The sequence below is a fragment of the Streptomyces sp. NPDC043853 genome (assembly GCF_056436025.1).
This window is the reverse complement of sequence record NZ_JBWKDJ010000003.1, coordinates 469,297-486,893: the sequence shown is the minus strand read 5'-3', so window position 1 is coordinate 486,893 and position 17,597 is coordinate 469,297. Positions and strand designations below refer to the sequence as shown.

The window sequence follows — 17,597 nt, the reverse complement described above, 5'->3', positions numbered from 1 at the left end:
GCACCTGTGCCGGGCACGTGTGTGCCGGGCACCTGTGCCGGGCACGTGTGCCGGGCGGGCGTGCTCGCCCGGTCAGGCGCGGCGGCGCAGGGCGCGGCCCACGACGACGGCACCGGCGAGTGCGAGTGCGGCGGCCGGAGCGAGCCAGCGGAGGTTCCCGCCGGGCACGGAGGTGTCGGGCGCGGGGACCGGGGCGTAGCGGCCGCGCGGGGGTGCGTGGTCGACCTCCTCGGCGCTCCGGCCGATCATCGTGCGGCGGGCGTGGGCGGCTTCGGCGGGGGGACGGGTGGATTCGCCGAACTCACCGGGGAACTCGTCGTCGCGGAAAGGATCGTGAGAGGCGTCGAGGGAGGGGTCCAGGGAAGGGGGCGGGACCTCGGCGTCGAAGACCGACCCCCGGCCGCCGGTTCCGGTGCGCCCCTCGGACCCGGCCTCGCCGGCCGTCCGGTCCGTGTCGTCTCCCTTACGGCCGTCCTCCCGGTCCGTGGTGCCGTGGCCCTCCGCCGGGGCCGTCGCGGCGGCGGCCAGCTTGGCCGAGGCCCGGTCCAGGAGCCGCTGCACCGCCGTGACCAGGGCCTCCGGATCGAAGGCGGCGGCGCGGCCGTCGGCGGTCGCGGTGGCGGTGAACTCCAGGCGGGTGCCGTCCTCGGCGGGAGCCAGCCGGAGGGTGAGGCGGAACTTCACCGTGCCGGTGCCGCGGGCCTCGGTGCCTTCGCCGTCGACGGCGAACGTGTCCTCGTCCTGTTCGGTGACGATCAGGGCGCCCCGGTAGGTCACGGTGTTGCCGCCGACCCGCAGGCGGAGGCGGCCGGCGAGGGGGCCGTCGGGCTCCGATCCGGCGTCGTGCTGGAGGCCGGGGACACAGCGGGCGAGGTGTGCGGGGGCGCGCAGCACGGTGCGGAGGGCGGAGGCTTGGACCGGGACGAAGACCTGATGCTCCATGGGGTCGAGGGTAGCGGGGTGGGGGCGGGTTGCGCCTTGTGCTGCGCACTGCTGGGGGGTACGGGGCTCCCGGGGCCGGGGGCCGGAGCTGGATGGCTGGCTGCGACCACTCGCGCGGGGCTGGGGGCGAGGCCCTGGCGGGGGCTCGGTGTGGGGAGGCTGCGCGAGCGACGCGGGGCCGGTGCCGTGTGCCCACCCGTGCCGCCCTGCGGCACGCCTGCCCACACGGCGGGTGGGTGGGTGGGTGGGGGGGGTGGGCGGGATGCCTGCCCACACGGCCGGGTGGGTGGGCGGGTGGGTGCGGGACGCCTGCCCACACGGCCGGGTGGGTGGGCGGGTGGGTGCGGGGCGCCTGCCTGCGCGGTGGGTGGGTGTGGGGCGCTTGTCGGCGCGAGCCCGCGGCGGGGCAGGTCACGAGTACGTGCCGTAGCGGGGGTGGGGGAGGGTGGACGGGGGGAGGTTGGGGATGCGCAGGCGGGCGGTGTCCTGGGCGGCGGCGCGGAGGGCCGGGGTGGTGAGGGAGCGGAGGCTCGCTTCGGGGCCGACGCGGAGTTCCGGGGTGCGCCCGGAGGCCGCCAGGACGAAGCCCCAGTCCTGCGGGGAGGGGGCGGAGGGGCCGGGCCTGCGGTCCGGGCCCGCGGGGAAGCCGGACAGCCGGCCGCCGGCCGCGTACGGGGCGGTGCGCAGCCCCGCGGCGCGGAGCGTGGCGTCGACCGTCCAGTAGGTGCGGGGCCGGGCGGAAGGGGATCCGGCGTGGACGGCGATCCGGCCGCCGGGGCGCAGCGCCCGTGCGGCCAGCCCGTAGAACTCCTGCGAGTACAGCTTGGTGCTGGGGGTGATGCCCGGGTCCGGCAGGTCCGAGACGATCACGTCGTAGCGGCCGTGGGCGCCGGCTCCGCGGAGGAAGCGGAACGCGTCCGAGTTGCTCACCCGGACGCGCGGATCGGCGTACACCCGGCCGTTGAGGGCGGACAGCATCGGGTCGGTGCGGGCCAGCCGGACCACCCCCGGGTCGAGCTCGACCACGGTGACCGTCTCGACGTCCCGGTACCGCAGCACCTCCCGCGCGGCCAGACCGTCGCCGCCGCCGAGGACGAGGACCCGGGCGTGCCGCCCCTGCATCGCCGGGTGCACGAGCGCCTCGTGGTAGCGGTACTCGTCGTAGCCGCTGACCCGCAGCCGGCCGTCGAGGTACAGGTCGAGCGAGCGCGGTGAGCCGCTGCCCGGCCCGGTCACCACCAGTTCCTGGACGCCGGTCTGCACCGCCACCCGCACCTCGCCGCCGTAGACCGCGTTCCGTGCGATCCGCTCGAAGTCCTCGGCGAGGACGGCGGCCGAGGCGAGGACGGCCAGGACGGTCGCGTTCACCACCACCAGCAGCCAGCAGGTCCGCCGGCTCAGGTCGCGGCGGAAGAGCCACAGCACCAGCGCCCCGCCGGCGGCCGCGTTGACCATGCCGGTGAGCATCGCCCCGGTCAGCTGGCCGAGCACGGGCAGCAGCAGGAAGGGAAAGGCCAGGCCGCCGACGAGCGCGCCGACGTAGTCCGCCGCGAAGAGGTCCGCGACCGCCCCGCCCGCGTCCTGCCGGCGGATCCGCTGGATCAGGGTCATCAGCAGCGGGATCTCCGCGCCGATGAGCACGCCGATGGTCAGGGAGAAGGCCACCAGGGCCGGGCGGGACTCCCCCAGCCAGGCGAAACTCGCGTACAGGGCGGTGGCCGACATACCGCCGACCAGGGCCAGGGCGGCCTCGACCGCGACGAAACCGGCGGCGGGCGCGCCCCGCAGGCGTTTGGCGAGCAGCGAGCCGACGCCCATGGCGAAGACCATGACGGACAGGACGACGGACGCCTGGGTGACCGAGTCACCGATCAGGTAGGAGGCGAGCGCGAGCAGCTCCAGTTCGTACACCAGCCCGCAGGCGGCACAGACGAACACGGTGGCCAGGACGAGCAGTCGGCCGGTCCGGGGCCGTACGGGCAGGGCGGCCGGACGCGCTGCCGCACTCCGCGGCTCCGGCGCCGGGAGCACCCCGCCGGAGGTGGAACGGTCGATCATGCAGCGAACCGTACGTCACGCCGCGCGCACATCCCGTCACCCACATGGGTGCAACTGGGGTGCCCGTACGGGCAGTTGGAGTAACCGTGCAGAAACGATCGCGCACTACAGCGCCGGGGCCGCCATCCGTACGCCCACCCTGGTGCGGGTGGCCACCAGCTGGCCCTCCTGCGGGTACGCGTGCCAGGTGCGCCACCGCACCTGCCCGTCGTGGCGCTGGGCGAGCATCGCGGTGAACGCGTGCGGACTGCCCGGAAAGGTGCCGGCCAACCCGTTCGGGTGATCCGCCACCAGGGCGAGCAGTTCCTGGGCCCGGCCGGCGAACGACCCCCGCGAGAGGGTCTCCACACGGGCGGCGAACTCGTACTCCCAGTCGCCCACGCGCTTGGCGACCCCGAGCGGCAGCGGGGTACTGCTGCCGGGGATGCAGGCGACCGTCTCCGAGCAGAGCACCTCACCCTCCTCCAACAACACCTGGTGGGAGGCTCCGAGCAGGCGCAACTCCACTTTCGCGCCCACCAGTTCGAGGTTCAGTACGGCCAGGGCGGGCAGCCTGTCCCGGCCCAGCGCCCAGGCGAGATCGGCGGCACGCGTGTCGGTGTAGGTGGTCTGGAGGGTCGTGAGCATGAGTCGGCTCCGCAAACGCGCGAGGGAGAGGGCCGGTCACCCGCCCCGGCCGGATCGCGTGTGTGGGGGGCGGGCCACCGGCTCGGGTCCACAGGAAGTCCCGGCAGGTCCGGGGACTGGTCTACTCAACCGAGGGAATCATGAAGGGCACGGCACTCACAGCGTTTTTACCCAACTTGCTGGGGTTTACATCCCTCCGGGGGCTACCCAGTTCACGTGTTCAACAGGAAGGCCCAACGCGAGGGCGCCCGACGGAAGTTGCCCCCCGCCGGGCACCCTGTCCCGGCGGCGCCGGCTGCCCCGTGTCAGCCGCCGCCGGCCACCCGCGCGTCAGCTTCCGCCTCCGCCGCCGCAGCCGCCCCCTCCGCCCCCTCCGCCCCCGCAGGAGGACGAGGACGACCCGCAGGACGAGGAGGTGCCGCCACAGCTGCTGCCTCCCGTGGACCACCAGCTGGACTCCGACCCGCTGGAACCGCTCCGCGAGCTCCGGCGCACCGAGTGGACCCGGTCGTGACGCCCGGCGGTCCTGACGGCCACGCTCAGAACGCCGCCGATGACGAGCACGGTGAAGATGACGATGGAAATGACGGCGCCGTCTGACATGTGCGTCGCCCCTTTCGCTCTGCCCCGGTTCTCCCGGGTGCGGGACCCCCCGTCCCGCGTGACATGGGGATGCCCGCCGCCCGCCCGGGCCAAAGCGCACTTGAGCAAGTCCAGAGGTTCGCCGGAGGATGGCCGTCATGAGCGCACCCGTGGGCGGCAGCCGCCCCTACCTCAACCGCCGCCTGGCCGCCTTCGGTACGACCATCTTCGCGGAGATGTCCCAGCTGGCGACCCGGACCGGGTCGATCAACCTGGGCCAGGGCTTCCCGGACACCGACGGCCCCGCCGAGATCGCCGAGGCGGCGGCCCGCGCGGTCCGCGAGGGCCTCGGCAACCAGTACCCCCCGGGCCCCGGCATCCCGGAGCTCCGCACCGCGATCGCCGCCCACCAGCGGCGCTTCTACGGGCTCGCCCCCGACCCGGACACCGAGGTGCTGGTCACCGCCGGCGCGACCGAGGCCATCGCCGCCTCCCTGCTCGCCCTCCTCGAACCGGGTGACGAGGTCATCGCCCTCGAACCGTTCTACGACTCCTACGCGGCCTGTATCGCGATGGCCGGCGCCACCCGGGTCCCGGTCACGCTCCGGCCCCGCGACGGAGCCTTCGCCCTCGACCTCGACGAACTCCGCGCCGCCGTCACCCCGCGCACCCGCCTGCTGCTCCTGAACACCCCGCACAACCCGACCGGCGCCGTCCTCGGCCCCGCCGAGCTCGCCGCGATCGCCGCGCTCGCCGTCGAACGCGACCTGCTGGTGGTCACCGACGAGGTGTACGAGCACCTGGTCTTCGAGGGCGCCCACACCCCGCTCGCCGGCCTGCCCGGCATGCGCGAACGCACCGTCACCATCTCCTCCGCCGGCAAGACCTTCTCCTTCACCGGCTGGAAGGTCGGCTGGCTGACCGCCTCCCCCGCCCTGGTCTCGGCGGTCCGCTCGGCCAAGCAGTTCCTCACCTACGTCTCCTCGGGCCCCTTCCAGTACGCCATCGCCGAGGCCCTGGCCCTCCCCGACGACTACTACGACGGCTTCCGCGCCGATCTCGCGCACAAGCGGGACCTCCTCGCGGACGGACTGCGGGCGGCCGGGTTCGAGGTCTACCGCCCCCAGGGCACGTACTTCATCACCACCGACATCGCCCCGCTCGGCGAGAAGGACGGTCTCGCCTTCTGCCGGGCCCTCCCGGAGCGCTGCGGGGTCGTGGCCATCCCCAACGCGGTCTTCTACGACGACCCGGACGCGGGCCGCACGCAGGTCCGCTGGGCCTTCTGCAAGCGCGCGGACGTACTGGAGGAGGCGGTCGACCGCCTGCGCCGGCTGTGACCGCGACGGGGGAGATATCCGGCGCCGTCCCGACCGGACGGCGCCGTGGGGGGAACGGGAACGGGAACGGGAACAGGACCGGGGCCGGGACCGGGACCGGCATCGGGAACGGGGGCGGCACCGGGAGCAAGGACGGCACGGGCGTCGCGGTGCCCGCGGCACTGTTCGCCGTGGCGGTGTTCGTCGCGGTGCGCGCCCTCGGGGTGCTGGTGGTGGCCGTGTCGGCCTGGTGGGCCGGGAAGGACCCGGTGGCGGTGCTCGGTGCGTCCTGGGACTCGGTCTGGTACATCGGGATCGCCGAGCACGGGTACGGCCGGACCCAGGTGTGGGTGGACATCGGATCGGTGCAGAGCGATCTGGCGTTCTTCCCGCTCTACCCGGGGCTGATGCGGGCCCTGGACGTGCTGCTGCCGGGGGTGGGCCCGGCGGGGGCCGGACTGCTGGTGGCCTGGGCGGCCGCGGTCGCCGGTGCCGTCGGGGTGTACCGGGTCGGGGAGCTGGTGGCCGGGGCCCGGGCCGCGGTGCTGATGGTGGTGATGTGGGGGGTGCTGCCGCACTCGGTGGTCCTCGGCATCGCGTACACCGAGGCGCTGCTGGCGGCGCTGGCCGCCTGGGCGCTGTACGCCGTGCTGCGCGGGCGCTGGCTGTGGGCGGCCGGGCTGGCGGTGCTGGCCGGGGTGACCCGGCCGAACGGCATCGCGGTGGCCGCCGCCGTGTCGGTGGCGGCGGGGTACGAGCTGCTGCTGAAGCCGGACGCCCCGGTCCGGGTGTGGGCGGCGGGACTGCTGGCGCCCGCGGGCTGGACGGCGTACCTGCTGGCCGTGGGGGTGCGCCGGGGAGATCCGCTGGGCGGCTATTTCGCGGTGCAGCGCAGCTGGGGGTCGTACTTCGACTTCGGGTGGGGCGTCGCGGGGTCCGTGCGGCGGGTGCTGACCAAGGGGACTCCGCTGGTCACTACCGTGGTGCCGCTGGTGATCCTGATCGCGCTGGTGCTCGCGGTGCTGCTGGTGCGGGGCTGGGCGCCACTGCCGCTGCTGGTCTACACCGGGACGCTGCTGGTGATCACGCTGGGCGGGGCCGGGTTCTTCGAGTCCAAACCCCGGTTCCTGCTGCCCGCGTTCCCGCTGCTGCTGCCCGCGGCGGCCGCACTGGCGCGAGCCCGGCCGCGGACGGCGGTCCTGGTGACCACCGCCCTGGCCGGGCTCTCCTACGGCTACGGGACGTATCTGGTGCTCGCCGCCCCACTGCCGCTGTGAGGTGCCGGGGGACGCCGGGAGGCGCCGCGGGGACCGCGACGCCGCGGCCGACCGTGGGGCCGGCTACTCGGCGTCGTCGCCCTTGTCCTCGCCGTCGGCGGAGTCGATCTCCTTCTCCAGGCCGAGCTGCTCCACGAGCCAGTTGTCGAACTCGATGGAGGCACGGACCCAGCTGACCGTGGAGGAGACGAAGTGCTCCAGGGAGACGCCGGTGCCGATCAGCATCTGCGCCTCACCGATCAGGCGGACGGAGCCGTCGTCGTGGGTGTGGGTGTAGACCTTGGGCCACAGGGTGCGGCGGTTCCAGTCGTCGATGGACTCGAGCAGCTGGGGCTTCTCCTCCAGGCCGTGCGGGCGGTCGTAGAACGTCCGCACCGAGAAGACCTGCTGCTCGCCCTCGCCGCGGAACATGAAGTAGGTCCGGAACTCCTCCCACGGCGCCGCGAGGTCACCCTCGTCGTCGAGGACGTACTTGAGCTCCATCTGGTCCAGCAGCTGCTTGACCAGGTCCTGGTCGGGGACGACGGGGCCCGCCGGTCCTGTGGGCTGCGGTTCGGGCTGCCCCCCGAAGTTCGGAATCGAGGCCGGGTCGATGCTCACCGTGTTTTTCCCTTCGTGCGGATGCAGCCATCCTCTCCCATCGCTCCTACCCCGTGGCAACCCCCGCACCGGTCGATCAGCTCCGGGCGGACACGATCCACCCGGAGCCGGTCGTACGAACCTCTTACATGGCCTTCCCGACCAGCAGGTCGTCGCCCGCGACGTCGACCCGGACGGTGTCCCCGTCCCTGACCTCGCCGGCCAGGATCTCCCGGGCCAGCCGGTCGCCCACGGCCGTCTGGATCAGGCGGCGCAGCGGGCGGGCGCCGTAGGCCGGGTCGTTGCCCTTCTCCGCCAGCCAGGCCAGCGCCTCGGGGGTGACGTCCAGGGTGAGCCGGCGGTCGGCCAGCCGCTTCGCGAGCCGCCCGACCTGCAGCTCGGCGATGTGGGCCAGCTCGTCCTGGCTCAGGGCGGAGAACACCACGATGTCGTCGAGGCGGTTGAGGAACTCCGGCTTGAAAGTGCCGCGGACCACGTCGAGGACCTGGTTCCGCTTGAGTTCCTCGCTCGTGGTGGGGTCGATGAGGAACTGGCTGCCCAGGTTCGAGGTCAGGATGAGGATGGTGTTGCGGAAGTCCACCGTCCGGCCCTGGCCGTCGGTGAGCCGACCGTCGTCCAGCACCTGGAGCAGGATGTCGAAGACCTCCGGGTGGGCCTTCTCCACCTCGTCCAGCAGGATCACCGAGTACGGGCGCCGGCGGACGGCCTCGGTCAGCTGGCCGCCCTCCTCGTAGCCGACGTAGCCGGGCGGGGCGCCGACCAGCCGGGCCACGCTGTGCTTCTCGGCGTACTCCGACATGTCGATCCGGACCATGGCCCGCTCGTCGTCGAAGAGGAAGTCCGCGAGTGCCTTGGCCAGCTCGGTCTTGCCGACACCGGTCGGGCCGAGGAAGAGGAAGGAGCCCGTCGGGCGGTCGGGGTCGGCGATGCCCGCACGGGTGCGGCGGACCGCCTCGGAGACCGCGCGCACGGCCTCGCCCTGGCCGATCAGGCGGCGGCCCAGCTCCTGCTCCATGCGCAGCAGCTTCTGGGTCTCGCCCTCCAGCAGCCGGCCGGCCGGGATGCCGGTCCAGGCGGCGACCACCTCGGCGATGTCGTCCGGGCCGACCTCCTCCTTGACCATGCTGCTCTTGGAGTCGGCGGTCTTGGCGGCCTCCTCCTCGGCCTCGGTGGCCTCGGCCAGCTCCCGCTCCAGCGCGGGGATCTCCCCGTACAGCAGCTTGGAGGCGGTGTCGAAGTCGCCGTCGCGCTGGGCCCGCTCGGCCTGGCCGCGCAGCGCGTCCAGGCGTTCCTTGAGCTCGCCGACCCGGTTGAGGGACTGCTTCTCCTTCTCCCAGCGGGCGGTCAGGCCGCGCAGCTCCTCCTCCTTGTCCGCGAGGTCCTTGCGCAGCTTTTCCAGCCGTTCGACGGAGGCCGGGTCGGACTCGTTCTTGAGGGCCAGCTCTTCCATGCGCAGCCGGTCCACCGCGCGCTGCAGCTCGTCGATCTCCAGCGGAGAGGAGTCGATCTCCATGCGCAGCCGGGAGGCCGCCTCGTCGACGAGGTCGATCGCCTTGTCGGGGAGGAAGCGGGAGGTGATGTACCGGTCGGAGAGGCCGGCCGCGGCGACCAGCGCGCTGTCGTTGATCTGCACCTTGTGGTGCGCCTCGTAGCGGCCCTTGAGACCGCGGAGGATCGCGATGGTGTCCTCCACGGTGGGCTCGGCGACCAGCACCTGCTGGAAGCGCCGTTCCAGCGCCGGGTCCTTCTCGATCCGCTCGCGGTACTCGTCGAGGGTGGTCGCGCCGACCATCCGCAGTTCGCCGCGGGCCAGCATCGGCTTGAGCATGTTGCCCGCGTCCATGGCCGAGTCGCCGCCGGCGCCCGCGCCGACGACCGTGTGCAGCTCGTCGATGAAGGTGATGATCTGGCCGTCGCTGGACTTGATCTCGGCGAGGACGGTCTTGAGCCGCTCCTCGAACTCGCCCCGGTACTTGGCGCCGGCCACCATGGCGCCGAGGTCGAGGGCGACCAGGCGCTTGTTCTTCAGGGACTCCGGGACGTCGCCCTTGACGATCCGCTGGGCGAGGCCCTCGACGACGGCGGTCTTGCCGACGCCGGGCTCGCCGATCAGCACCGGGTTGTTCTTCGTACGGCGCGAGAGGACCTGTACGACCCGGCGGATCTCGTGGTCGCGGCCGATCACGGGGTCGAGCTTGCCCTCGCGGGCCGCGGCGGTGAAGTCGGTGCCGAACTTCTCCAGGGCCTTGTACTGGCCCTCGGGGTCGGGGGTGGTCACCCGCCGTCCTCCTCGTACGTTCTCGAAGGCGTCGAGCAGCTTCTTCGCGGTCGCGCCCTGCTGCGACAGGACCTCACCGGCGGCGCCGCCCTTGGCGGCGGTCGCGATGAGGAGGTGCTCGGTGGACAGGTACTCGTCGCCGAGCTTGCCGGCCTGCGCGTCGGCCTCGGCCAGTACGGCGAGCAGGTCGCGGCTGGGCTGCGGCGGGGCCACGGTGGACCCGGTGACGCTGGGCAGGCCGGCGAGGATCCGTTCGGCGCCGGTGCGGACGACGGCCTGGTCGGCCTCGACGGCGGCCAGCAGGTCGATGATGTTCTCGTTGTCCTGGCCGGTGAGCAGGGCCAGCAGCAGGTGGGCCGGGGTCAGGTCGGGGTGGCCGTCCTTGACGGCCCTGCTGGTGGCGGCGTTGAGTGCGTCCCGGCTCTTGTTGGTCAGCTCGGCGTCCACGTGCGGCTTCTCCTCTCCGTCTCCGTACAGGTACTGACAAGGTCAACGTGCACAAAGTTGAGTCTATTCCACTCAAGATGCTTTCGGGGCCGTCACGTACGCTTCGCCGCATGGCCCATGACGTACTCAACCCGACGCCGGAGTACCTCGCCTTCTGGCGGGAACGGCACGTGTGCACCCTGACCACCCTGCGGCCGGACGGCACCCCCCACGTGGTGCCCGTGGGCGTGACGTACGACCCGGAGGCGGGGGTGGCCCGGGTGATCAGCAACAAGCACAGCAAGAAGGTCCGCAACGTGCTGGCGGCGCAGCCGGGCGGGGCCAGGGCCGCGGTCTGCCAGATGGAGGGGCGCCGCTGGGCCACGCTGGAGGGCCACGCGGCGGTCCGTACGGACGAGGCGTCGGTCGCCGACGCGGTGGCCCGCTACGCGGAGCGCTACCAGCGGACCCCGTCGCCGAATCCGGACCGGGTGGTCATCGAGATCGCACTGGACCGCGCGATGGGGCGGGCCTGAGAAAAGGCAGCGGCAATGTCCGGTTCGGGTATGGACGCGGACATCACAGCGGCGCCATCGTGTTCAGGTCCACGATGGCGCCGCTGTGTGGGGGAAGCACCTGAGCGATCTGCAACGACGGGGGGATCGCGTCAGGCACTGCGGGGGGTGGCGGTGGTGATATCGGGCTCGAAGAGCTGGTGGTCACGCTGATCCAGATTGACGAAGACCATGCCGTACCGGACCTCGCAACGAACGGGCTGCGGGGCGCCCCGGGGGCGGCGCAGGCAACGGTAGGCGCGGACGTCCTCGTCCTCCTCGCGCACGATGACGATGGGCTGGCCGAAAAGGGTGACCATCAGGGAGTCGCCGGCGTGGGGGATCGCCGTCGCCAGGTCGATGAACTGCCACCCGGAGCGGTAGGCGGAGGCCATTTCCCGCCGGAAGTCGCGGTCGTCGGGGGTCACGCGGCAGCCCTCGCAGGGGTGTTGGTCCAGCCGCTGTCCGCCGGCGCGTTCGTCCAGCCACTGTCCACCGGGCTGCTGGTCCAGCCGCTGTCGTCCGCCGGTATCGCCGTCCGGCCACCGTCCTCGGGAGCACTGGTCCAGCCGCTGTCCACCGGGGCCGACGTCCAACCACTGTCCAGTGACACCGAGTTCCATCCGCTGTCGGCGGGTGTACTCGTCCAGCCACTGTCCTCGGGTACGCCCCCGGCGTGAGCCAGGCCACCGCCCGCCACCCCGTAAGCCACAACGCCGGAGAGAGCAACGGCAACCACCGAGCGAAGCAGTTTCTTATACATGGTCGACTTCGTCCTCACTGGATGGATTCCTCTCCCCCGCATCACAGACGATGACTTATCGAGCCACACCGATGCCACCGTGGCGGTGCATCATGTTCCTGAAGATGCAAGACCCTGGGGGTGGGAGCAATGGTGAATAAAGGTGCAGAACAGACACATCCCCACCCAGTGACGGAGCTCTGCAGCCCAGGCGCGGAGCTCTACGCCACCGCTCTCAGCTCCGGGCGGATCGCCCGCACAGAGGTCGAATACACCCCCTGCCTGCTGGAATTCGCACTGCTCCATCCGGACCCTGATGACGCGAACTGGCTCCGCCCGGTTCCCCCCACCGTGGCACTCGCACAGAGACTGCACCCCATCGAGAGAGAGATCCTGCAACGTCGCAGGGCTTCCATCGAGCTGGCCGAAGCATTCGAGCCATTCATGGCAATAAGTGCGCTCACCCCTCCGCCGACCCACGCCATCACCGTTTTGGAGGGGTTCGACCGGATCAACGCGGCACTGAACCTCGCGACCGCCGAATGCCATACGGAGATGCTGACCATCCAGCCCGGCGGCGCCCGCCCCATCGACGCCCTCACCCAGGCCCTCGAACGGGACCAGCCGCTGACCGACCGCGGCGTCACCATCCGCACGCTCTACCAGCACACCGCACGGCACAGCCAGGGCACCCTGGCGTACGTCGACCGGATATCGGCGGGCAAGGTGGAGATCCGCACCCTGGAGGAGCTCATCGAGCGCCTCATCATCTTCGACCGCGCGGTGGCCTTCATCCCGGCCAGTGACGACCGGAGCGTGGCCCTGGAGCTGCGCCACCCCGGACTGGTCGAATACCTCATCAAGGTGTTCGAGCAGCTGTGGCACCGGGCCACGCCGCTGCAGGAGGAGATCCCGTACGATCCGATGCCCTCCGGCATCTCCGGAGTCCAGCGGTCCATCGCCCAACTCCTCATCGAGGGGCACGTGGACGAGGCCATCGCCCGCCGGCTGGGCATGAACGTACGGACCTGCCGGGCGCACATCGCCAAGCTGGCCGGAACCCTCGGCAGCGGCAGCCGGGCTCAACTGGGCTACCTCATCGCACAGTCGGGGATCCTGGACCACCCCGAGGGGTGACTCGCGCGCGAGAGGCCCCCGCCCGTTCCCGGGCGAGGGCCTCTCGCGTCATCGGCTGGCTGCTGCGGCCGGCCAGTCCTGCGACTCGCCGTCCTGCTACCGGTCAGTCCTGCGGCCGCTTGGGCCGCCACACGACCAGCGCGCCGGTCTGCTGGACGTCCTGGTACGGAACCAGGTCGCGCCGGTACGAGGCGTGGACCTGCGCCTCGCGCTGCTGCATGGCCAGGGCCGCGCCGTCGACCGCGGCCGCCAGCTCGGCGACGCGCTGCTGGAGCGCGGCCACCTGGTTCTGCAGTTCGATGATCCGCTTGATGCCGGCCAGGTTGACGCCCTCGTCCTGGGACAGCGCCTGCACCGTACGGAGCAGCTCGATGTCCCGGGCCGAGTAGCGGCGGCCCCGCCCGGCCGTGCGGTCCGGGGAGACCAGCCCGAGCCGGTCGTACTGGCGGAGGGTCTGCGGATGCAGGCCGGAGAGCTGAGCGGCGACCGAGATCACGTAGACCGGAGTCTCATCGTTAAGCTCGTAGGGACTGCGTCGTCGGCCGTCCATCTCATGCTCCCTTCGCTGCCTCGAACAGGGCGGACCTGGGGTCCTCGTCCGCCGTGGCTTCCCGGTAGGTCTCCAGGGCCTCGCGCGCCTTGTCGGACAGTTCCGCCGGAACCGCCACCTCCACCGTGACCAGCAGGTCGCCGCGGGTGCCGTCCTTGCGGACCGCTCCCTTGCCGCGGGCCCGCATCGTACGCCCGTTCGGGGTCCCCTGGGGGAGTTTCAGCGTGACCGGCGGGCCGCCCAGGGTGGGCACCCGCACCTCGCCGCCGAGCGTGGCCTCCACGAAGGACACCGGAACGGTCACCGTCAGGTTGTCGCCCTTGCGGCCAAACACCGGGTGGGCGTCCACGTGCACGACCACGTACAGGTCGCCGGCCGGGCCGCCGCGCTCGCCCGGGGCGCCCTTGCCGCGCAGCCGGATCTTCTGGCCGTCGGTGACGCCCGCCGGGATCCGGACCTGCATGGTGCGGGAGGAACGGGCCCGGCCGCTGCCCTTGCAGACCTCGCAGGGGGTCTCGGCGATCAGGCCGCGCCCCTTGCAGTCGGCGCAGGGGTCGGTGAGCGAGAACCCGCCGCCGCTGCCCCGGGAGACCTGGCCGGTGCCCACGCAGGTCGGGCACACGCGGGGCGTGCCGTTCGCGTCGCCGGTGCCGGAACACGCCTTGCAGGGGGCCTGGGAGGACATCCGGAGCGGGACCGTGGCCCCGTCCACCGCCTCGGTGAAGCTGAGCGTCACCTCGGACTCGATGTCCTGGCCGCGGCGCGGCTGGGTACGCGTACCCGGGCCGGGACCGCCGCGGTTGAACAGCCCGCCGAACATGTCGCCGAGGCCGCCGCCACCGAAGCCGCCGCCCGCTCCCGCGCCCTGGCCGCCCCCGAAGAGGTCGCCCAGGTCGAAGTTGAACGAGCCGCCGCCGGCACCCGGACCGGGACGGAAGCCACCGTTGCCGAAGAGGGCGCGCGCCTCGTCGTACTCCTGGCGCTTCTTGGCGTCGCCGAGGACGTCGTTCGCCTCGGAGATCTCCTTGAAGCGCTCCTCGGCCGCGGCGTCGCCCTTGTTGGCGTCCGGGTGGAACTCGCGGGCGAGCTTCCGGTACGCCTTCTTGATCTCGGCCTCGGTGGCGTCCTTGGGGACGCCGAGAACCTTGTAGTAGTCCTTCTCCACGAAGTCCTTCGTGCTCACCGGCGTCCCTCCTCCCAGGTCCTGCTGCGGGTGTTACTCACTGTCCTTCTTGTTGTCGGACGACTCCTCGGAGTCCTCCGACTTGGGGGCCGACGCCCCCGGCTGGGGCTCGGCCACGGCGACCCGCGCGGGGCGGATCGTGCGCTCCCCGATCCGGTACCCCGGCTGCAGGATCGCCACGCAGGTCGTCTCGGTGACGTCCGGCGCGTACGAGTGCATCAGGGCCTCGTGGATCGTCGGGTCGAAGGGCTCGCCCTCCTTGCCGAACTGCTGCAGCCCCATCTTGGCGGCGACCGTCTCCAGCGATTCGGCCACCGACTTGAAGCCGCCGACGAGCTCGCCGTGCTCACGGGCCCGGCCGACGTCGTCGAGGACGGGCAGGAGCTCGGTCAGGAGGCTCGCGACGGCGATCTCCTTGACCGTGACCCGGTCCCGGTCGACCCGGCGGCGGTAGTTCTGGTACTCGGCCTGGAGCCGCTGGAGGTCACCGGTGCGCTCGGCGAGCGCCGTACGGGCCTGGTCCAGCTGCGCCAGCAGAGCGACATCCTGTGCGGTGTCGTCCCCGGCCGGGGCCGCCTCCTCCGCCTTGTCGGCGGAGTCGGCGGCCTTCGGCTCCTCGGGCGTGCCGTCGGCGGGGACGTCCGGCTTCTCCTCGAAGCCCGGGGTCTCCTCCGACATCAGACAGCGCCGCCCTTCGGCTTGTCCTCGTCGACGATCTCGGCGTCGACGACGTCGTCGTCGGCCGCCTTGGCACCGGCGTCACCGGCGGGACCGCCGGCGGCCTGGGCACCCTGCGCGTCGGCGTAGATCGCCTGGCCCAGCTTCTGGGAGACGGCCGCGACCTTCTCCGTGGCGGTGCGGATCTCGGCGGCGTCCTCGCCCTTGAGCTTCTCCTTCAGCTCGGCGACGGCGGCCTCGACCTCGGACTTGACCTCGGCCGGAACCTTGTCCTCGTTGTCCTTGACGAACTTCTCCGTCTGGTAGACGAGCTGCTCGGCCTGGTTGCGGGTCTCGGCGGACTCGCGGCGGCGCTGGTCCTCCTCCGCGTACTGCTCGGCCTCCTGGCGCATCCGGTCGACCTCGTCCTTGGCGAGCGAGGAGCCGCCGGTGACGGTCATCTTCTGCTCCTTGCCCGTGCCGAGGTCCTTGGCCGTGACGTGCATGATGCCGTTGGCGTCGATGTCGAAGGAGACCTCGATCTGCGGGACACCGCGCGGGGCCGGCGGCAGGCCGGTCAGCTCGAACATGCCGAGCTTCTTGTTGTACGCCGCGATCTCGCGCTCGCCCTGGTAAACCTGGATCTGCACGGACGGCTGGTTGTCCTCGGCCGTGGTGAAGATCTCCGAGCGCTTGGTCGGGATCGTGGTGTTGCGCTCGATCAGCTTGGTCATGATGCCGCCCTTGGTCTCGATACCGAGGGACAGCGGGGTGACGTCGAGGAGCAGGACGTCCTTGACCTCGCCCTTGAGGACACCGGCCTGCAGGGTGGCGCCGATCGCCACGACCTCGTCCGGGTTCACACCCTTGTTGGCCTCCTTGCCGCCGGTCAGCTCCTTGACGAGCTCGGCGACGGCGGGCATACGGGTCGAACCACCGACGAGCACGACGTGGTCGATGTCGGCCAGGGCGATGCCGGCGTCCTTGATCACGTTGTGGAAGGGGGTCTTGCAGCGCTGCAGGAGGTCCTCGGTCAGCTGCTGGAACTGAGCGCGGGTGAGCTTCTCGTCCAGGTGCAGCGGGCCCTCGGCGGAGGCCGTGATGTACGGCAGGTTGATCGTGGTCTCCGTGGAGGAGGACAGCTCGATCTTCGCCTTCTCGGCGGCCTCGCGCAGGCGCTGGAGCGCCATCTTGTCCTTGGACAGGTCCACGCCGTGGCCGTTGGCGAACTGCTTCACCAGGTAGTCGACGACGCGCTGGTCCCAGTCGTCACCACCGAGGTGGTTGTCACCGTTGGTGGCCTTCACCTCGACGACGCCGTCACCGATCTCCAGGAGGGACACGTCGAAGGTGCCGCCACCGAGGTCGAAGACGAGGATGGTCTGGTCGTCCTTGTCGAGGCCGTAGGCCAGGGCGGCCGCGGTCGGCTCGTTGACGATGCGCAGGACGTTGAGGCCCGCGATCTCGCCGGCTTCCTTCGTCGCCTGGCGCTCGGAGTCGTTGAAGTACGCGGGAACGGTGATGACCGCGTCGGTGACCTTCTCACCCAGGTAGGCCTCGGCGTCGCGCTTCAGCTTCTGCAGGATGAAGGCGCTCATCTGCTGCGGGTTGAAGTCCTTGCCGTCCAGGTTGATCTTCCAGTCAGTGCCCATGTGGCGCTTGACCGAGCGGATCGTCCGGTCGACGTTGGTGACGGCCTGCCGCTTGGCGACCTCACCGACGAGGACCTCGCCGTTCTTGGCGAAGGCGACGACGGACGGCGTGGTCCTGGCGCCCTCGGCGTTGGTGATGACGGTGGGCTCGCCGCCTTCGAGAACGCTGACGACGGAGTTGGTGGTGCCCAGGTCGATGCCGACCGCACGAGCCATTTTGATTCCTCCATTGGACTTGAGTGGAACAGACTCAACCATGCCATTCCGCTGCGCGCGCGTCAACAGACCTGAGTCGAGTGGGCTCAACTCTTACGCGGCCCTTACGCGCAACCCGGATCCGCGAAGGTGTGTGCCCGCCCGCAGCGGGGCGGGGCCGCCCGGGGGACCCTGCAGCGCGGCACCACGCGGCGCGGGCGCGGCGGAGGCAGAGTGGCGCCATGCGTCTGCCGCAGCTCAGCCCGCCACCGGCCAAGCGGGTGTTCGACCTGCTCGGCGCGGCCGCGCTGCTGGCCGTGCTCGCGCTGCCGCTGCTGGCGGTCGCCGCAGCCCTGCACATGACGCGCCTCGACGGGGCCATCCTGCGCGAGCCCGCGCTCGGGCTCGGCGGACGGCCGTACCGGACCTGGAGGTTCCGTGCGGCCCCGGGCGGGCGCCTGGCGCGCCGCCGTCTGGACCGGCTACCCCAGCTGCTCAACGTCCTGCGCGGCGAGATGTCCCTGGTCGGCCCCCGCCCCGAGCCGCGCACGGACCACCCGGAGCGTCTTTTCGTGCGCCCCGGAATGACCGGACTCTGGCAGGTCAGCACCCGCTCGGGGCTCCCCTGGGAAGACATGGACCTGCTCGACCGGCACTATGTCGGGGAGCACTGGCTGGGCATGGACCTGGCCGTGCTGGCCCGCACCCCGCGGGCCGCCTTCCGGCCCCGCACGGCGCCCGGAGGCGGCGAACGTGGAGGTGAGGGGGGCCTGAGCGACACAGATCACCGCGTACGCGGCTACAGTGCGGCCGTATAA

The 17,597-nt window shown here is 71.9% G+C and carries 16 protein-coding genes; 6 read left to right on the top strand and 10 right to left on the bottom strand.

Translation table 11 applies throughout. The features are described from left to right. Positions 1-72: 72 nt before the first annotated feature. From AC067U_RS11060 to AC067U_RS11050, 3 genes are all read right to left on the bottom strand, one after another. Complete coding sequence (locus AC067U_RS11060; protein WP_478829342.1) at positions 73-942, bottom strand: SRPBCC family protein; 870 nt, start codon at positions 940-942, stop codon at positions 73-75. A 411-nt stretch (positions 943-1,353) separates the two neighbouring features. After that, positions 1,354-3,000 (bottom strand): polyamine aminopropyltransferase, encoded by a 1,647-nt coding sequence (locus tag AC067U_RS11055; RefSeq protein ID WP_478829341.1) that lies wholly within the window; start codon positions 2,998-3,000, stop codon positions 1,354-1,356. A gap of 105 nt (positions 3,001-3,105) precedes the next feature. Then, a complete protein-coding gene (locus AC067U_RS11050; RefSeq protein ID WP_478829340.1) occupies positions 3,106-3,627 on the bottom strand; it encodes a DUF2617 family protein in 522 nt (173 codons plus the stop codon). 731 nt (positions 3,628-4,358) lie between these two features. Here AC067U_RS11050 and AC067U_RS11045 point away from each other — a divergent pair. After that, positions 4,359-5,549, top strand: a complete 1,191-nt coding sequence (locus AC067U_RS11045; RefSeq protein WP_478829339.1) for a pyridoxal phosphate-dependent aminotransferase — start codon at positions 4,359-4,361, stop codon at positions 5,547-5,549. A gap of 149 nt (positions 5,550-5,698) precedes the next feature. Beyond that, on the top strand, positions 5,699-6,805 hold the full coding sequence (locus tag AC067U_RS11040; RefSeq protein WP_478829338.1) for a hypothetical protein: 1,107 nt from the start codon (positions 5,699-5,701) through the stop codon (positions 6,803-6,805). Between the two features lie 63 nt (positions 6,806-6,868). On the opposite strand, the gene AC067U_RS11035 is transcribed toward AC067U_RS11040, so the two are convergent. Together AC067U_RS11035 and clpB are read right to left on the bottom strand one after the other, a co-directional pair. Beyond that, positions 6,869-7,405: a YbjN domain-containing protein gene (locus AC067U_RS11035; RefSeq protein ID WP_478829337.1), complete on the bottom strand. Its 537-nt coding sequence runs from the start codon at positions 7,403-7,405 to the stop codon at positions 6,869-6,871. Positions 7,406-7,529: 124 nt separating this feature from the next. Beyond that, complete coding sequence (gene clpB, locus AC067U_RS11030; protein ID WP_478829336.1) at positions 7,530-10,130, bottom strand: ATP-dependent chaperone ClpB; 2,601 nt, start codon at positions 10,128-10,130, stop codon at positions 7,530-7,532. A gap of 110 nt (positions 10,131-10,240) precedes the next feature. Between clpB and AC067U_RS11025 the strand changes: the two genes are divergently transcribed. Continuing rightward, on the top strand, positions 10,241-10,645 hold the full coding sequence (locus AC067U_RS11025; RefSeq protein ID WP_478829335.1) for a pyridoxamine 5'-phosphate oxidase family protein: 405 nt from the start codon (positions 10,241-10,243) through the stop codon (positions 10,643-10,645). A 131-nt stretch (positions 10,646-10,776) separates the two neighbouring features. Here AC067U_RS11025 and AC067U_RS11020 read toward each other — a convergent pair whose 3' ends face one another. Continuing rightward, positions 10,777-11,058, bottom strand: coding sequence for a (2Fe-2S)-binding protein (locus AC067U_RS11020; protein ID WP_478829583.1), 282 nt, complete (start codon positions 11,056-11,058; stop codon positions 10,777-10,779). A 51-nt stretch (positions 11,059-11,109) separates the two neighbouring features. Here AC067U_RS11020 and AC067U_RS11015 point away from each other — a divergent pair, with 51 nt between their 5' ends. Next, complete coding sequence (locus tag AC067U_RS11015) at positions 11,110-11,343, top strand: hypothetical protein (RefSeq protein WP_478829334.1); 234 nt, start codon at positions 11,110-11,112, stop codon at positions 11,341-11,343. Between the two features lie 212 nt (positions 11,344-11,555). Then, positions 11,556-12,542 carry a helix-turn-helix transcriptional regulator gene (locus AC067U_RS11010; RefSeq protein ID WP_478829333.1) on the top strand — a complete coding sequence of 329 codons (987 nt, stop codon included), beginning with the start codon at positions 11,556-11,558 and terminating at the stop codon, positions 12,540-12,542. Between the two features lie 103 nt (positions 12,543-12,645). Here AC067U_RS11010 and AC067U_RS11005 read toward each other — a convergent pair whose 3' ends face one another. Genes AC067U_RS11005 through dnaK form a run of 4 tightly spaced genes read right to left on the bottom strand, consistent with a single transcriptional unit; the run spans position 12,646 to position 16,800 of the window. Further along, positions 12,646-13,092, bottom strand: a complete 447-nt coding sequence (locus AC067U_RS11005) for a heat shock protein transcriptional repressor HspR (RefSeq protein ID WP_478829332.1) — start codon at positions 13,090-13,092, stop codon at positions 12,646-12,648. A gap of 1 nt (position 13,093) precedes the next feature. After that, positions 13,094-14,275, bottom strand: a complete 1,182-nt coding sequence (gene dnaJ, locus AC067U_RS11000) for a molecular chaperone DnaJ (RefSeq protein ID WP_478829331.1) — start codon at positions 14,273-14,275, stop codon at positions 13,094-13,096. Between the two features lie 33 nt (positions 14,276-14,308). Next, a complete protein-coding gene (grpE, locus tag AC067U_RS10995) occupies positions 14,309-14,953 on the bottom strand; it encodes a nucleotide exchange factor GrpE (protein ID WP_478829330.1) in 645 nt (214 codons plus the stop codon). Continuing rightward, positions 14,953-16,800, bottom strand: coding sequence for a molecular chaperone DnaK (dnaK, locus tag AC067U_RS10990; RefSeq protein ID WP_478829329.1), 1,848 nt, complete (start codon positions 16,798-16,800; stop codon positions 14,953-14,955). Before dnaK ends, grpE begins: the two co-directional genes overlap by 1 nt. 221 nt (positions 16,801-17,021) lie before the next feature. Between dnaK and AC067U_RS10985 the strand changes: the two genes are divergently transcribed. Further along, positions 17,022-17,597, top strand: a complete 576-nt coding sequence (locus AC067U_RS10985; protein WP_478829328.1) for a sugar transferase — start codon at positions 17,022-17,024, stop codon at positions 17,595-17,597.

Excerpts from the sequence above, each read along its gene's own strand:
- AC067U_RS11005 (WP_478829332.1), bottom strand. The coding sequence starts at position 13,092 with ATGGACGGCCGACGACGCAGTCCCTACGAGCTTAACGATGAGACTCCG.
- AC067U_RS10985 (WP_478829328.1), top strand. The coding sequence starts at position 17,022 with ATGCGTCTGCCGCAGCTCAGCCCGCCACCGGCCAAGCGGGTGTTCGAC.
- AC067U_RS11055 (WP_478829341.1), bottom strand. The coding sequence starts at position 3,000 with ATGATCGACCGTTCCACCTCCGGCGGGGTGCTCCCGGCGCCGGAGCCG.
- AC067U_RS11045 (WP_478829339.1), top strand. The coding sequence starts at position 4,359 with ATGGCCGTCATGAGCGCACCCGTGGGCGGCAGCCGCCCCTACCTCAAC.
- dnaK (WP_478829329.1), bottom strand. The coding sequence starts at position 16,800 with ATGGCTCGTGCGGTCGGCATCGACCTGGGCACCACCAACTCCGTCGTC.
- AC067U_RS11050 (WP_478829340.1), bottom strand. The coding sequence starts at position 3,627 with ATGCTCACGACCCTCCAGACCACCTACACCGACACGCGTGCCGCCGAT.
- AC067U_RS11010 (WP_478829333.1), top strand. The coding sequence starts at position 11,556 with ATGGTGAATAAAGGTGCAGAACAGACACATCCCCACCCAGTGACGGAG.
- AC067U_RS11025 (WP_478829335.1), top strand. The coding sequence starts at position 10,241 with ATGGCCCATGACGTACTCAACCCGACGCCGGAGTACCTCGCCTTCTGG.
- AC067U_RS11060 (WP_478829342.1), bottom strand. The coding sequence starts at position 942 with ATGGAGCATCAGGTCTTCGTCCCGGTCCAAGCCTCCGCCCTCCGCACC.
- AC067U_RS11020 (WP_478829583.1), bottom strand. The coding sequence starts at position 11,058 with ATGGCCTCCGCCTACCGCTCCGGGTGGCAGTTCATCGACCTGGCGACG.
- grpE (WP_478829330.1), bottom strand. The coding sequence starts at position 14,953 with ATGTCGGAGGAGACCCCGGGCTTCGAGGAGAAGCCGGACGTCCCCGCC.